This window comes from Secundilactobacillus paracollinoides DSM 15502 = JCM 11969, assembly GCF_001311135.1.
Classification (GTDB): domain Bacteria; phylum Bacillota; class Bacilli; order Lactobacillales; family Lactobacillaceae; genus Secundilactobacillus; species Secundilactobacillus paracollinoides.
The window spans coordinates 1-14,562 of sequence record NZ_BBAG01000031.1; the positions used below are offsets into that span (position 1 = coordinate 1).

11 protein-coding genes and 5 pseudogenes are annotated in these 14,562 nt (G+C 48.1%); 11 read left to right on the top strand and 5 right to left on the bottom strand.

Features of this window, described 5'->3' with window-relative positions:
* The first annotated feature begins 164 nt into the window (after positions 1-164).
* From deoC to JCM11969_RS10420, 8 genes and pseudogenes are all read left to right on the top strand, one after another.
* The gene (gene deoC, locus JCM11969_RS10390; protein ID WP_054711064.1) at positions 165-812 is read left to right on the top strand and encodes a deoxyribose-phosphate aldolase; all 648 of its coding nucleotides are present in this window, start codon (positions 165-167) and stop codon (positions 810-812) included.
* A gap of 30 nt (positions 813-842) precedes the next feature.
* Positions 843-2,032 (top strand): annotated as a pseudogene (locus JCM11969_RS10395) (phosphopentomutase).
* Positions 2,033-2,068: 36 nt separating this feature from the next.
* Positions 2,069-2,783: pseudogene (gene deoD / locus JCM11969_RS10400) on the top strand (purine-nucleoside phosphorylase).
* 83 nt (positions 2,784-2,866) lie between these two features.
* A complete protein-coding gene (locus JCM11969_RS19930; protein WP_263850056.1) occupies positions 2,867-3,103 on the top strand; it encodes a helix-turn-helix domain-containing protein in 237 nt (78 codons plus the stop codon).
* A 14-nt stretch (positions 3,104-3,117) separates the two neighbouring features.
* Positions 3,118-3,822 carry a sugar-binding transcriptional regulator gene (locus JCM11969_RS10405; RefSeq protein ID WP_263850057.1) on the top strand — a complete coding sequence of 235 codons (705 nt, stop codon included), beginning with the start codon at positions 3,118-3,120 and terminating at the stop codon, positions 3,820-3,822.
* A gap of 14 nt (positions 3,823-3,836) precedes the next feature.
* Positions 3,837-5,135, top strand: a complete 1,299-nt coding sequence (locus tag JCM11969_RS10410; protein WP_054711065.1) for a pyrimidine-nucleoside phosphorylase — start codon at positions 3,837-3,839, stop codon at positions 5,133-5,135.
* Positions 5,136-5,973: 838 nt separating this feature from the next.
* Positions 5,974-6,915, top strand: coding sequence for a Dyp-type peroxidase (locus JCM11969_RS10415; protein WP_054711068.1), 942 nt, complete (start codon positions 5,974-5,976; stop codon positions 6,913-6,915).
* Between the two features lie 216 nt (positions 6,916-7,131).
* Positions 7,132-8,256, top strand: coding sequence for a VanZ family protein (locus JCM11969_RS10420; protein WP_054711071.1), 1,125 nt, complete (start codon positions 7,132-7,134; stop codon positions 8,254-8,256).
* 104 nt (positions 8,257-8,360) lie between these two features.
* Here the strand turns inward: JCM11969_RS10420 and JCM11969_RS10425 are convergent.
* Together JCM11969_RS10425 and dhaS are read right to left on the bottom strand one after the other, a co-directional pair.
* Positions 8,361-8,996: pseudogene (locus tag JCM11969_RS10425) on the bottom strand (SDR family oxidoreductase).
* A gap of 572 nt (positions 8,997-9,568) precedes the next feature.
* The gene (dhaS, locus tag JCM11969_RS10430; RefSeq protein ID WP_225353242.1) at positions 9,569-10,168 is read right to left on the bottom strand and encodes a dihydroxyacetone kinase transcriptional activator DhaS; all 600 of its coding nucleotides are present in this window, start codon (positions 10,166-10,168) and stop codon (positions 9,569-9,571) included.
* 216 nt (positions 10,169-10,384) lie between these two features.
* Here dhaS and fabI point away from each other — a divergent pair.
* The 3 genes and pseudogenes from fabI (at position 10,385) to JCM11969_RS10445 (ending at position 13,059) form a co-directional block, all read left to right on the top strand.
* A pseudogene (fabI, locus tag JCM11969_RS10435) lies at positions 10,385-11,106 on the top strand (enoyl-ACP reductase FabI).
* A gap of 214 nt (positions 11,107-11,320) precedes the next feature.
* Positions 11,321-12,376, top strand: a complete 1,056-nt coding sequence (locus JCM11969_RS10440) for an ABC transporter permease (protein ID WP_054711075.1) — start codon at positions 11,321-11,323, stop codon at positions 12,374-12,376.
* Entirely contained in the window at positions 12,376-13,059 is a 684-nt protein-coding gene (locus JCM11969_RS10445) for an ABC transporter ATP-binding protein (protein WP_054711077.1), read from the top strand. The genes JCM11969_RS10440 and JCM11969_RS10445 overlap by 1 nt, the downstream gene beginning before the upstream one ends.
* Before the next feature lie 68 nt (positions 13,060-13,127).
* On the opposite strand, the gene JCM11969_RS19935 is transcribed toward JCM11969_RS10445, so the two are convergent.
* The 3 genes and pseudogenes from JCM11969_RS19935 to JCM11969_RS10460 all read right to left on the bottom strand — a co-directional run bounded on the left by JCM11969_RS19935 (position 13,128) and on the right by JCM11969_RS10460 (position 14,395).
* The gene (locus tag JCM11969_RS19935) at positions 13,128-13,838 is read right to left on the bottom strand and encodes a 3-hydroxyacyl-CoA dehydrogenase NAD-binding domain-containing protein (protein WP_054711079.1); all 711 of its coding nucleotides are present in this window, start codon (positions 13,836-13,838) and stop codon (positions 13,128-13,130) included.
* A complete protein-coding gene (locus JCM11969_RS19940; protein WP_054711081.1) occupies positions 13,814-14,026 on the bottom strand; it encodes a 3-hydroxyacyl-CoA dehydrogenase NAD-binding domain-containing protein in 213 nt (70 codons plus the stop codon). The genes JCM11969_RS19935 and JCM11969_RS19940 overlap by 25 nt, the downstream gene beginning before the upstream one ends.
* Before the next feature lie 136 nt (positions 14,027-14,162).
* Positions 14,163-14,395, bottom strand: a pseudogene (locus JCM11969_RS10460) (cytochrome b5 domain-containing protein).
* Positions 14,396-14,562: the final 167 nt, after the last annotated feature.

Consider the following 14,562-nt stretch of genomic DNA (forward strand, 5'->3'; position numbering starts at 1 on the left):
ACTTTCTCACCGCCATCCACCCCAAACAACCCCAGCATTATCTCTAGTTCACCCCATCAATCATGTTACATAATTTCATACCACGTATTTACAAATGTGCAACCACATGCTATTATGTAAACGGTTACAAAAGTAAAACGGTTTAATAAAAAGGAGAATCCACCATGAAATTAGCAAAATACATCGACCACACCTTATTAGCAGCAGACGCCACTGAAGACCGAGTAGACAAGACGATTGCCGAAGCCATCCAATATGACTTTGCTTCCGTTTGTATCAATCCTTATTGGGTCAAGCATACGGCTGCTGGCTTGAAGGATTCAGACGTCAACACTTGTACGGTTATCGGGTTCCCTTTGGGGGCAACGTCAACTGAATCAAAGGTCTTTGAAGCCCAACAAGCTATCAAAGATGGTGCTGATGAACTGGACATGGTTATCAACATTGGTGAATTAAAGGCTAACCACAACGATGCTGTTAAAGCTGACATCAAAGCATTAGCTGACGCTGTTCATGCTGAAGGCAAGTTGCTGAAGGTCATCATCGAAACGAGTTTGTTGGATCATGATGAAAAGGTTCGCGCATGCGAATTATCTGAGAGTGCCGGTGCTGATTTTGTGAAGACCTCTACTGGGTTCTCAACTGCGGGTGCCAAGGTTGAAGATGTCAAATTAATGCGTGAAACAGTCGGCGACCGATTAGGTGTTAAGGCTTCTGGTGGGGTGCACTCAAAGGCTGAAGCCGAAGCAATGATTGCTGCGGGTGCCACTCGAATCGGCGCCAGTGCCAGTGTCAAGATCGTGACTGAATAATTAAACGAGACGAATTGGAGGCGCATCAGGATGACGTTTAAACGTGTATTTGGAATTGTGACGGACTCAGTTGGTATTGGTGAAGCTAGCGATGCTAAGGACTTTGGCGATGTTGGTGCCGATACGTTAGGCCACATTGGTGACTTTTACAAGGGCAACTTTAAGGTGCCGAACCTGCAGAAAATGGGACTCTCAAACATTCGCCCAGAAAACCCGATTGAGGGGGTTCCGGTAGCGGAGGCACCAACTGGCTACTTTGGCAAGATGCATGAAATTTCCGTTGGTAAAGATAGTATGGACGGCCATTGGGAAATGATGGGTCTGCCGGTACTAGAACCACTGGGCTTCTTCCCACAAGGGTTCCCACAAGAATTGATCGACAAGCTCGAAAAATTCAGTGGTCGGCACATCATCGTTAACAAGCCATATTCCGGTACCGATGTCATTCACGACTATGGTGAGCACCAAATGGAAACAGGCGACCTGATCGTTTATACATCAGGGGATTCAGTGCTGCAGATTGCTGCCCATGAAGACGTGATTCCGCTCGAAGAACTCTATAAGATCTGTGAGTATGCGCGGTCAATTACCATCGACAAACCATACCGCATTGGCCGAATTATTGCACGACCATACGTTGGCCCTGATAAGGATCACTTTACCCGGACTGCCAACCGTCATGACTTTGCATTGGAACCTACCGACGAAACGGATATGGATCGGCTGAAGCAGCTGGCCTGGACGTGCTTGCCGTTGGAAAGATCAACGATATCTTCTCTGGCCATGGCATTACGGATGGCGTTCATACTGAATCAAACGATGACGGGATGGACAAGACGATTGAAAACGCCGAAAAAGACTTTCACGGCTTCAGCTTTACGAACCTGGTGGACTTTGACGCCATGTACGGCCACCGTCGTAATCCTGAAGGCTACGGTAAAGCCTTAATGGCCTTCGATGTTCGCTTGGGCGAACTGATGAGCAAACTCAAGGATGACGACCTGCTGATCATTACCGCTGACCACGGGAACGACCCTGGCTTTAAGGGCACCGACCACACGCGTGAATACGTGCCATTATTAGTTTGGTCACCAAGCTTTAAGGGTGGCAAGGCCCTAGGCATTCGTCAGACTTACGGAGATTTTGGGGCGACTGTCCTAGATAATTTCAACGTCCAAAAGGGTGAGTACGGGACATCATTCCTAGCTGACTTACAATAATTTGAAACCGCTAACAAACGAACGGAGGAAATAACCATGAGTACACACATTGGCGCCGAAATGGGCGATATCGCAGATACTGTTTTAATGCCTGGAGATCCGTTACGCGCAAAGTACATTGCTGAGAACTTTATGGAAAACGTGGTTCAGTATAATAAGGTACGAAATGCGTTCGGCTACACCGGAACCTATAAGGGCCATAAAGTTTCTGTTCAGGGCACTGATGGGGATTCCATCGATCTCCATCTACACTAATGAACTGATCAAATTCTTTGGGGTCAAGCACCTGATGCGGGTCGGCAGTATTGGCGGATTTGGCGAAAATATCAAGATTCGTGACATTTTAATCGCCCAGTCAGCCAGCACCGATTCAGCCATCATCCAAAACACGTTTAAAGCGGGCGTCATTTATGCCCCAACGGCTGACTTTGATATGTTGTTGAAAGTTTACCAATCCGCTCAAGACGCCCACGTTGCCGTTAAGGTCGGCAACATCTTTAGCGCTGACCGATTCTACAATGATGAGATCGATTATCAGCAATTGACCGACTACGGGATTTTGGGCACTGAAATGGAAACGGCCGCCCTGTACATGTTAGCTGCGAAGTACCACGTTCAGGCGCTGTCGATCAACACAGTCAGCGATAATTTGACAACGGGGGAAGCCTTGTCTGCTGAGGACCGGGAAACATCCTTTAAAGAAATGGCCAAGATTTCATTAGAAACGGCCATTAAGTGCACGGATCAATAATTGTCCGGACAACTGGTCAAACCATGGTAAGATAGGGAGAATGAATGCACTAATTTTGAGAAAACCAAGTGAGGTCAGGACAAATGATGAAGAAGACTGCCAGTGAAAAACGCATTGCTGAAAGTATCCGGGTTGCGAGACTGTACTATGAGTCAGGCCTCGGTCAGGCCGAGATTGCCCAAAAACTGTCAATCTCGCGGCCAACTGTGTCACGACTCCTCCAGTTTGCATTGGATGAAGGATACGTTCAGATCACCATCGTTGACCCATTTCAAGCGTGCAGAACCTTGAAAAAACACTGGAAGAAAAATTTGGTCTGAAAGAAGCTCACGTGGTGTACACCAAAGCATCCGACTACCATGAATTGACAAGTGAACTTGGCAAGTTTACTGCGGATTACCTGACTAAAACGGTTAAAGATGGCGACCTCATCGGGGTCAGCTGGGGAAAAACAATGTATCAGGTGGCAGCCCATCTCACGAACCAGACGGCTCAAAACGTGCGCATCGTGGAGCTCAAGGGGAGTGTGACGTACACACCAACGCCCGTTTATGGGGAAGAAATCTTAATGAAATTCAGTCAGGCATTCCATACGGCACCGAACGTTTTGCCGCTGCCAGTGATTTTTGGTAACCAAACGACCCACGACATCGTGATGGAAGACCGGCACATCAAGCGTCTGATCGATATGGGACGTGATTGTAACGTGGCGTTGTTCACGGTCGGTACCGTGCGCGATGATGCGCTGTTATTTCAGACGGGGTACTTTACCCACGACGAACAAGCGGAGATTCAGTCGCGTGCTATTGGCGACATCTGCTCACGTTTCTATGACAAACAGGGGCGAGTGGCTGTACCTGAAATTAATCGGCGAACGGTCGGTGTCCAATTAGAAGACCTTAAAAACAAAGAAAAATCGATCCTGGTAGCTGGCGGTAAGCGTAAATTTGATGCCATTTTAGGTGCCCTAACAGGCGGCTATACCAATTGTCTGATCACCGACATTGATACCGCTCACCAGCTACTGGAGGAAGCCTAACGGAGGAAACGGTTATGAGAATGGTCGACGTGATTGACCACAAGAGAAATGGAAGCGATTTAACAAACGAAGAGATCAAATTCTTCGTGGACGGGGTGGTTGATGGATCGATTCCGGACTACCAGACAAGCGCATTATTAATGGCCATCTACTTTAACGGCATGGCAGATGGCGAACAGGCTGAGTTGGCGATGCAGATGTTGAAGTCTGGTGACCAGTTGGATCTGTCCGACATCCCAGGAATTAAAGTGGACAAGCACTCAACCGGTGGGGTCGGCGACAAGACCAGCATTCCATTGGCACCAATGATTGCTGCCTTAGGGATTCCAATTCCAATGATTTCCGGGCGCGGCCTCGGTCATACTGGCGGCACGTTGGATAAGCTCGAGGCCATCCCTGGTTTTAACGTTGAGCTGACTGAAGACCAGTTCAAACAACAGGTCAAGGATATTAAGCTCGCCATCGTCGGTGCGACGGGCAATATTGCGCCCGCTGATAAGAAAATTTATGCACTGCGCGATGTGACGGATACTGTTGATTCTATCCCATTGATTGCGGGCTCGATCATGAGTAAAAAGATTGCGTCCGGTACCGATGCCCTTGTCCTTGACGTGAAGACGGGTTCTGGCGCCTTCATGAAGAGTGGAGACCAGGCGCGTGATCTGGCAAAGGCACTGGTTTCAATCGGTCAAAACACAGGAATGGATTGCATGGCGGTCATTTCAGATATGAACCAGCCACTGGGGAACATGATCGGCAACGCGTTGGAGATTCAAGAGTCTATCAGCATTTTAAAGGGTGAGGGTCCGGCTGATATCACGGATCTTGTGTTGACGCTTGGCAGTCAGATGGTTGCTTTAGCTAAGAAGGCTAAGACCTTAGCTGAAGCCCGCGCAATGCTGCAGGCCGTCATCGATAACGGCAAGGCACTCGAGTCCTTCCGACAGATGATCGTGGCGCAGGGTGGCAACGGTGACGTGGTCGATGACCCGATGTTGATGCCGCAAGCACAGTTTAAGATTGACCTGCCAGCCAAGGCGGACGGGGTTGTCGCTAAGATGACTGCTGATGAATTGGGTATCGCCAGCATGTTGCTTGGCGGCGGTCGTCAAACAAAGGATGACGATCTGGATTACGCGGTTGGTCTCGAACTCCACAAAAAGGTGGGCGATCCAGTCAAGGCTGGCGAGTCGCTGCTGACCATTTACAGTAATCGTGAGTCCGTTGACGACATTAAGACGTTACTGTACGACAACATTGAGATTGCAGATCATGCAGAACCCATTAAACTGATCCACGAAATCATCAAATAGCACCATCACCGCGGCGTATGCGGGCAAAAGACTGATAATGGTAAACCTGAGGCGGGTTTGGCAGTGTTGGTCTTTTTTGTTGAGCGTGAAGGAAAACGGTAGGAAGTGGATGATCTTTTCACTGTCCAGTGAGAGTCCGTTGCATTCCGCAATTTGGCAGGTCGTCGAAGTGGCTCGCGACTGAGCTAACTCGATTTCTGCTGCGCAGCTCTCGAGTGGATCTCAGTCGTCTCGCACATCAGTAACCGACCCAAGAACGGTCGCTAACTGATGTCGACACCACGACAACCTGCCAAATTGCTGCATTCCACTGACGTTGAGCCTACTTTTTATTATCGGTTAAGCATCACAAAAGCGTTAAATCGAATTCGAAGAGAATCCGCCCTCGACTGCGGTAAGTCCATTGACAGCAATGCTTCTCGCAAGGTGCTTGGACCCGGTAACGATTGGTTAACAGGTTTCATGACATCGCTTATGAAGACTTAACGTCTACGATGACTAACACAGGTATCGTAGCGTAGTGGAGCTGGTCGGCATTGCTGGCTGTGGTGTCGGTGTTCGTTGGCGAGGGTACTTTCCTCGCTTACGAACACGGGAGACGTAGGAGATCCTTGAATTTCTGGTAAGAATTCAATAGCTCCGGAGCGACCCCACCTCAGCCTGCAGGGCCGAACGGCGCAACGAAGCGGCATGGAACACGATTTAAACCAGTCAGCAACAGAAAACACCATTTCAAAAAGTTGCCCAATGAACAAGTGAGCGTCAACCACAACCTCAACACGCGGCTATGCTATACTCAAATTAGAATCAGTCTAGACAAAAGGTGGAGGAGACGCATATGACAATTGATTTAACAGATACTCAGGCCGTTTATAAGGATGCTGGCCAACACATTGAATTTACGACGCTTTTATTGAATCGTAAGGATCGGGATGCCGAGTTGGCAGCAGTACAGGATTTTGCGGGCAACTACCAATCTATTTTAAACAGCATGAACATCCGCTATCCGGATGCAAAGTTAGCCGTTGCCTTTGGCTTTAGTAACGCAGCGTGGACCTATTTGTTTCCAAATGCGGACAAGCCAAAACAACTTGTCGATTTTGAACCAGTTAAGGGACCAAAGTATACCGCACCAGCAACGCCGGGGGATCTCTTCTTTCATGTGCGGGCTGTTAACGAAGCCGTTGTTTACGAAATCATGGATCAGTTCAGTGAATTCTTCCGTGATGTCACGTCCGTTGTAGATGAAACACATGGGTTCCGCTACTTTGAGGGCCGAGCAATTGTTGGCTTCATTGATGGGACTGAGAATCCAAGCACTCAGCAAGCGCCAGAATACGCGGTGATCGGCGATGAGGACCCGAAGTTTATTGACGGCTCATACGCCTTTGCCCAGAAATACACCCATGACATGGATGCGTGGAAGGCACTGCCAACTGAGGAGCAGGAAAAAACGATTGGCCGAAAGAAGTTCTCTGACCGTGAATTAGCGGATGAGGAGAAGTCGCCGAATGCCCACAATATCGTTGCTCAGGATAATAAGGACGGTATCGAGCATAAGATCGTGCGGATGAACGTGCCGTTTTCAGACCCGGCGAAGAACGTGACGGGGACCTACTTTATCGGGTATGCGCGCGAGTATGCGATTATTCGGCGGATGCTTGAGGGCATGTTCACCAACAGCGACCGGTTGCTGGATTACAGTACGCCGATCAACGGGAACATGTACTTTATTCCATCACTATCACTTGTTGACGACATTGCGGATGACGCACTTTAAACTGTAAGTTCAAAACGACTTCGGCTCGATCATGTTAATGGTCAGTCTAAGTCGTTTTTAAGTTGGTCAAGTTTCAGCTGAGCGTTATCCTGAACGATGGCATGAAGCGGCATCACAAATTCACGGTAATGGGTGACTGCAGAAATGCCCTTTCATTGACACCCGTTCATTAATTCAGTTTAATGGGGGTACTGACGTTGAAAGGAACGGACTGTTATGTTTGTATACACCTACGATATTAAGATGGCCGTCATTGCGTTTCCGTTTGTGGCGCTGCTTATCACGTTTCCAGTACTGCTCTGGCACTATCACCGATTTGGCGCGATTTCTCGGTGGTCGATCCTGATGCTGTATAGTTTTGTGTTTTATTTGATGTGTGCCTATTTTTTGATTATTCTCCCGTTGCCATCGATCGCGTCAGTCGCTAAGTTGACGACACCGCGGTATAATTTGCACCCGCTATTATTTATTCGCGAGTTTCTGCAATATAATCCATTTCAGCTGACAAATATCCACACTTGGTTGCCGGCGATAAAGGCGCCAACGGTCATTCAACCGGTCTTTAACATCTTCTTGACTGTGCCGTTTGGCTTCTACCTGCGGACCCATTTTAAACGGTCGTGGTGGCAGACGATTCTCATGTCGTTTTGCTTATCCTTGTTCTTCGAATTGACACAGTTGTCGGGTCTGTACGGCATCTACCCGCGGCCGTATCGGTTGTTTGATGTGGATGATCTGTTGATGAATACGATTGGCGGTTTTCTTGGATTCGGGCTGGCGAGGGTCGCGATACCGTTCCTGCCGACCTCTGAGCATGTGATGGAACGCCTTAAACCGAGGGCTGAGAAAGTGTCCACTTTCCGTCACGCGACTGCGTTTGTTGTTGATTGGCTGGAGATATCCGTTGTGAGTGGTGTCGTTTCACTTGTCTTGGGTATTCTGGGTGTTCCAAAGGCCGCGGATGAACTGGTGCTACTTGCTGTCATGGCATTGGTTGTGTTATTGCCAGAATTGGTAACGCGCAAAACGCTTGGCCTGCGGGTCGTCCATTTGCAACTTGCTGACCGCAGTGGCGATGCAGCGTCTAAACAACAGGTTATCGGCCGGTTTCTGGGCGGCTACAGCCTGATCATCGTTTGGAACGTGATGGCGTTTATGAATCAATTTTTCAAGTCGGGGTCCCTAACATCACAGTGGATCGGCATTGGCTTGTTTGGCTTTTCCTTGCTGTTCTTTTTGGTCATTGGTGTGGATCTGATGATCGATGTCTTTCGGCCAAGTCACGAATTGTTGTTTGAAAAATTCAGTCGAACGAAATTAACATCTACTTACGTTAAATAGCTGAAAAAAACACACTGCTGAATGCATTCAGCAGTGTGTTTTTTATTGAACAGAGACTGTGGTTAAACTTTTGGAAAATGGTATCAAGCGATTTTTTACAGGCGTTAGTAAAATGCCGGCTTGTCACCATCCGTATTCGGTTGGTTGACGCCAACGGAATGTTTAATTTCCTGCGTTGGGTCGTTAATGAGCTTGACCACGAAGGCCGCAATGCTCTTACGCGAGACCTCGGTACTTAAATGGCTCGCCTTTTTGGGTGGTTTCGTAATCGATGACATCGTTATTCGTAAGCCAAGCTGGCCGGATAAGGGTGTAGTCTAAGTCAGAATCCTCTAAAACCTTGGCAGCCGCGGCGTAGCGTTGCAGATAACCCTGTAACGTTGCATTGTTCCACTCGCCAAATTTGCCGGGGACTTCATCGTAGATGCCCAGCGTGGAGATCCAGATCAGGCGTTTGATCCAGTGGCGTCCAGGGCTGTGACGACGGCCTTGGCCTGGTCCTCGATATTGTTCCCAGCCAGGTTCGCGTAAACGATATCCTGGCCGAGGGCGGCTTTCTTTAATTGATCAACATCATCTGCACTGCCATCCACGATGGTTTCACGGTTTGCGTCACTCGCACTGATTCGACTAGCGTTACGAAGAAACAGTGTCAGGTGGTGAGGTGTTTCCGCCAACAATTGTTTTTCAGCCAGCCGAGCAATCTGACCGTTTGCACCTAAAATCAAGATATTACTCATGTATCGACACATCCTTTTCATTTATGATTCGACTTTATTATAAAAGGCATGGCGGTCAATAAAAACGGACAACTGCAGGGGAGTTGTCCGGATCAGATTGAAACTGAAGTTTACATCTTTGTAGACGAGTTTTTGACTTAAACCCATTGTTTGTTCCGTTTGTGGTCATTCACGAATGGTTGAATATGGTGTTCCTGTTATCTTTGTTTATCACATAGTGCCATCATGTCGGTCGGTTCAACTACGCAAGGATTCTGGCAGTAGTCACAATTGCTGGTGGATATTCATAAGTGGTGTCATTAAACGCGCTAATTAATTGCTACTGGTAGTAGCGCATTATGGGAAGCATTGCTGTCAATATCATAATGAGCAGTCGAGGGCGGATTCTCCGCAAACTAGGGTTAACGCTATTGTGTTGCTTAATAGGTGCTATAAAGATAGCTCAATTTTAGTGGAATGGCGCATTTTGGCACAGCGCTGTTGCGAGCCACTACGGCGCTGTGCCAAATTGCAGAATGCAACGGGCTATCAGGGTATTGAAAAGACGCTCCAGACCTCGGCAATTGTCAGAATCAGCCGACTTCCGTATTACGGTCATCAGCGCGATGATAGGTTTTAATTTGTTTTGACCGCATGAGCAACCCGTTCATGCCATCTTCGAGGTAGTGACGCAAAAACTGATACTGAGTTGTCATGGGTTGCGGATCAGGATCAGTTAGCCACTGATCAACACTGGCGTAGAGGGAGTCGCCCAGCGTGCGTTGCAGAAACCGGCAGTAGTCGGTATCAATGGCGATGTGTTCGGCCTCACCCATGCTGACAAAAATACTACCGATCATGGTTTGTAAGTGCGTTTTAATGATCGTTTCAGGGGCATTTTGTACGTCTAACGGTAACAGTTGGCGATAAAAGTCATGATTTTCCACAAAGTAAGTGAGCATCCGCCGCAGCGTTTGCGGCCAAAACCGGTAGTTGCCGCAGTGTTTGATTGCGGTATCCGTTTCCGTCTGGTAGATCCACGCAAGCACATCGTACTTATCGTGGAAGTAATCATAAAAGGATTGGCGGCGCAAATTGGCTGTTTTCATGATACTGGTTACGGAAATGTGATCGAACGGGTCGCTTACCACAAGTGATTTGGTCGCCTGTGCAATTTTATTTTTGGTGGTCATTTGCATCCCTCCGAGGTGTTACCGCTATTATACCGCGTTTTCCGGTGGGTGCCAGTTTCGACCGTTGAAGAGGATGATTTGTCAGCACCTCGCAAAAATTGTAAAATAATGCTACGTGCGATAGTTAACGGCGTGAACGTCATTATTTATGTGACCATTAATTTAGAGGAGTGAATTCCAGTGAGCGGTATTTTAGATGGAAAAAAGATTGTGATTATGGGGGTTGCCAACAAGCGAAGCCTAGCATACGGCTGCTATCAGGCGTTACAGGCGCAGGGGGCCCAGTTAATCTTAACGTATCAAAATGAACGGTTTAAGAAGAGTCTCAGCCGGTTTATCGACGAGGACGTCCAGTTAGTTGAATGTGATGTGGCGGACCCAGAAAACGTTAAAACGGCCTTTGCGACAATTAAAGCACAAGTCGGCAGCATTGACGGTATTATTCATGCAATTGCTTATGCAGACCCAGAAGCCTTATCTGGTGAAACGACGGATGCAGACTTGGATGCCTTCGAAAAGGCTGAGGTCATCAGCGTGTACTCCCTCATTTCTGTGGCCAAGTATGGTCGCGAAATCATGAATGATGGCGGCAGTATTGTGACCTTGACGTACATGGGGTCAGAACGCGCCATTCCAAACTACAACATCATGGGGATTGCCAAAGCTGGCTTGGAAGCAACTGTGCGTTACCTTGCCCGCGACCTTGCCAACCAAAACATTCGGGTAAACGCCATTTCAGCCGGCGCTGTTAAGACGTTAGCCGTAACGGGTGTGAAGGATTACAGCAAGTTGATCGAGTTGTCTAACTCGCGGACGGTCGATGGCGAAGGGGTCACGATTCAAGAAGTCGGCAACACGGCGGCCTTCCTGTTGAGCCACTGGCCACTGGCCTTGTTGGGGATACGATCTATGTTGATAAGGGAACGCATTTGATGTAGCATTTTGTCACTTAAATCATAAAAAAGAGGCTTGGAAATGGTTGTTATTTCCAGGTCTCTTTTTTATCGCTTAAGTTGGCCCTTTAACGGCTTTCTCAGACGACGATTACACGTTTTCGGACTCCGGGCACACAAAATGAGAGATTGAATCTTCCAAAAATGCATGCTATACTCAATTCAGTTATCAAGTGATAAACGAAATGGAGTGACAAGCATGTATTTGGCTTATAAGGAAATGTTGCATTCAAAAGCGCGCTACCTGCTGATGATCCTAGTCATCATCCTAGTGTCTTACCTGATCTATTTCTTGAGTGGGTTAGCTTTTGGTATCGCCAATAACAACCGGTCGGCAATTGACCGCTGGGATGCCAATAGCGTGGTCATCAGTAAGTACGCCAACAATAGTTTGGCGTCTTCAAAATTGTCACAGGAAACGTTGCCGAGCAATTTAAAAACAACCACCAACCGGCAGCCAGTTGCTGAAAGCATGTCCGTAGCGGCAAATAGTGGGCATAACACGAACGTGACTGTCTTGGGCATCAACGCTAACGGGTTCTTGGCCCCGACACTGGTCAGCGGTCATCAGCCCAAACGTACGCACGAAATCGTCGTTGATGACAGTCTGCTGACAAACGGGTTAAAACAGGGCAGCACCGTTACTCTGAATGGTGGCGACCAGCGCTACAAGATCGTTGGGGTGACCAAGAATAACCGGTTTAGTACCTTACCCGTTATTTTTATGAGTATTGGTAACTACCAAGCCTTTACCGGTACCCCAGGTCAAATTAGCGGCGTGGTCTTTAAAACTGCCGAAAATAGCGCACTAGGCAAGGGGTATCAGCGCCTTTCAATCAGCAAACTGATCAATAAACTACCAGGGTACAGCGCTGAGGTCAGCACGTTTGAATTAATGATCGGCTCATTATTTGTGATCATTGCGTTCATCATTGGCATCTTCATGTACATCATGACGATTGAAAAAACGCAGATGTACGGGGTGATGCGGGCGCAAGGTATTTCGGGTGGACGTATGGTTCGCGCCTTACTGAGTCAGTCGTGGCTGATCGGCCTCATCGGCGTCGGTATCGGTCTGATCCTCAATCAGCTGACAGTTCTCGTGATTCCAGCGGCTATGCCATATTACAGCAGTTGGCTGCTGGTGATCGCAGCGGCAGTGATTTTACTTGCGATGGTCGTATTGGGTGCGATGGTTTCCATTTGGCGGATCAACCGAATTGACCCGCTGGATGCGATTGGAGGGGACGCATAATGGCATTGATGACGTTAAAGAAGGTTGTGAAACAATTTGGTCAGGGGGACACGGTCGTTAACGCTGTCACCCCAACGGATCTCAGTGTTGATGCAGGAGAATTTCTGGCGCTAACTGGGCCGTCCGGTTCTGGGAAAACGACTTTGCTGACGATGATGGGCGGTTTGCAGACGCCAACGAGTGGGCAGATTCTGTTAGGTGATCGTGACATTGCGCAGCTCTCAGAACATGACCGGTCACAGTTACGGTTTGCCGACTTTGGGTTTATCCTGCAGGCGTCAAACCTTGTTCCATATTTGACCGTCCAGGAACAGCTGTCGTTAGTGGATCGCATCACCAAAAATAAGCAGCCAGACCGTCAGCAACGATTGCTCACTGACCTTGGGATCTGGGATCAGCGTGGGCATTATCCCAATGAATTATCGGGTGGTCAGCGGCAACGGGTAGCGATTGCCAGGGCGTTTTATCACCAACCCAAAATGATATTTGCGGATGAACCCACCGCGAGTTTGGACGCTGCCCGCGCGGTTAAAGTCGTCCAAACAATGGCTCAAATGGCGCATGATAATCAACAGGCCATTGTGATGATCACGCATGACGACCGGCTTTTGACGTACACGGACCGGGTCATGGTGATGACGGATGGGGTGTTGACTGCAGCTGATAAAGCAATGTTTCATTGAAAAATTGACGTCAAAAGGCTCACGCTGGAATTCAGATTGAATTCGGGTGTGAGCCTTTTGGTATTGGACTATGCTGTTATAAATGCTGGGTTAGTATAGGCTGGATCGGGGTAGGTATAGAAGCCCTCACCGGTTTCTGCTCCGAGCTTATTATGGTTAACATATTCCGATTGTAGTTTGTCGGCGACGAGCTGATAACGCTCATCATTTGTCTGCTGGTAGAAGCCTTTGGCAATGTTGACAGCTGTTCGCAACCCCATGAGGTCTAGAAAGCCAAACGGCCCACGGTCAACGCCCATGCTGACCATCCAGTCTTTGTCGATCGAGTGCGGGTCTGAATTGCCATCGGCCCAAAGAAATAGGGCAGCGTAGATCATTGGCAGAAAAATCGAATTCATGACGTAACCTGACACTTCTTTTTGTATCTTGATCGGAATCATTTGCAGTTGTTTAGCAACATCAACCGCATCGTCAATTGCCTGAGTTGGCGTGCCTTCAGCCCACATAATTTCAGCAACGTTGTGGATCCAAATTTGATTGGCAAAATGCATGGCTAAAAAGCGCGCTGGATTAGGCGCGTATTTGATCAGTTCGCTAGGCAACAGAGTTGAAGAATTGGTGAGCAGCAGTGTGTCCGCGGTAATCAGTGGCTTAAGCTGATCATAAACGCTTTCCTTGATGGCCGGCTGTTCCGGCACAGCTTCAATGATGACATCGGCGTTGAGGCCAGCCTTTGCGATATCACTAGTGTAGGTTAACCGTGAAGCGGCTTCTTCCAATGCGGTATCAGTCGCGTTGAGATCGCGTTGAAACTGAGCAGGTAGGTGGCCACCCGAAGTTTTGCGGCGTCCACGGCATCGTCCGAAATATCGTAAATTACAGTTGGAATGCCGGAATAAGCTGACTGATAAGCAATTTGAGACCCTAATACGCCGCCACCCAGGACGACCAGTTTGTTGATGTTCATAATGAACCCTCCCTTTGTTTGGGACGAGTGTAGCATGATAGTTGACAAAACGCTATTGATAAGGCTTTCGTGAACAGCCGTCTATTAAGACAATAAAAAAGCCACTGGCGCAAATGGTCAGTGGCTTTAACGTCATCTAAGCTAATTTTCCGACAACCGGGAGTGATCCTAAGACAGCTTTACCATGTGGTGCTTGGGAAATGGCATCAGTGAGGTCTTGGCCCGCTAAGTTGCATGATGTTTGCCTGCTTGCCAGGCTTCCACACCGGTGACGTCATAAACAACGCCTTCAACGGCAACGTATGCCTTGTGGCCGTCTTGACCATCAAATTGTTTGAGTTCTTCTACTGTGAAAGTTTTTTCTGCCATATGGCCCACCTCATTTATCATTTGATAGGTCTAGTATAACTCATTTATCGGATGAAAACTTATTGAACGACTGTTTTGTACTTTTTTTGTTATGTATTTTTTTGGGTGTTGGGGGCGATTGTTTGGAATGAGGTGGGCTTGGTGTGGTGGTTGATGGGTTTATGGGA